Below are 1,092 nucleotides of genomic sequence, written 5' to 3'. Positions count from 1 at the left end.
TGCCAGTGCTGCGGAGCGCCGGAAGGCGCAGACACGGCCATTTGGCTATGTTCTAACATGCTGCCTTCCTCTCAAGTTTCCCCAAGCGAAAGACGTACGCATCCCCTGACGGGAATGGACGCTCCCGTCAGGGCTAGATTAATAAAAGGTCCGTTACAGCTGGGCCTCTACGTTCATTGAGACAGGTTTACTCAGAGTTCATGCGACGAAAGACCACGCAGAAGTCTGCCCGGTTTCCCGTGGGGTAATGTCCCAACCCCTATCCGAGCCATTACAGCCCGGCTTTCGCTTTCTCTGCGATCCCATACCCGCACAGCCAACAGCTCACCTTACGGTTCACCTGCCCGAAGGGCAGCCATACGGGCTTACCACGTTCCCTGCCTGTCACACGATTGGTTTAGGGTCTGCCTTTTCACCGATGGTCCTATGACGACGTACCTCAAGCCTCTACAGAGGTATCCGACCACGTGCCTTTTGGCTCAAGCCTGACAGCAGTTTTGGCTTGTTTATAATCACGGCGTTTATCAGCAGTTCACTTACGTTACCCATGCCAACCAGCCTAGCGTCTCAACCCGGCACTGCTCCGAGCATCTATGCTTTGCCTCGCGGCAAAAGCACACCCTGATGGGGACTACATTGTGAGAAGAGCTTCACACCTCACTGTTACCAGTGACGCATGTCTTCCTAGGCTATCGTTGGTCGCACAACGAGTCCGCTGCCACTCCAAACAGGCAATGGCTGAACAATGACAGACAGAGCTTTCGCTCATGTCTCCGGTTTGATGTGAACAGGGACTGCCGAAGCAGCATGCCCAAAGAATTGTTACCTCCTGTTTCAAAAGCAGGAGGGAACCCCAGCGGGGATTCTCTCCCGCATGGGTTTAGCCCTGAATAGGGCTGATGTGTAGTAGGCACTCCAATACAGGAAAATCCAGTACTGCGGTCGAGCCACCGAGCGCTAATCGACCTTGAGTTTGCCACCGCCGCTGCGGCAAGTCCTTGAAGGCATTGGACTTCTGGGAGGGTTTTGTTTCTTGGGATTGGGTACCCAAGCTCTTGGCTTCCTTTCGGAAGCCCTTCAAGATGACTCTAC

1 protein-coding gene is annotated in these 1,092 nt (G+C 54.2%); it reads right to left on the bottom strand.

Annotation, left to right across the window (positions count from 1 at the left end; translation table 11 throughout):
* Positions 1-880 precede the first annotated feature (880 nt).
* On the bottom strand, positions 881-1,092 hold a 212-nt coding region (locus E3W21_RS31415), incomplete at its 5' end, for a hypothetical protein (protein WP_218570161.1).

It is taken from the genome of Pseudomonas sp. F01002 (genome assembly GCF_004402115.1).
GTDB classification, from domain to species: Bacteria; Pseudomonadota; Gammaproteobacteria; order Pseudomonadales; family Pseudomonadaceae; genus Aquipseudomonas; species Aquipseudomonas frigoris.
The sequence above is the reverse complement of the archived record's forward strand: the minus strand, read 5'-3'. Positions and strand labels throughout refer to the sequence as shown.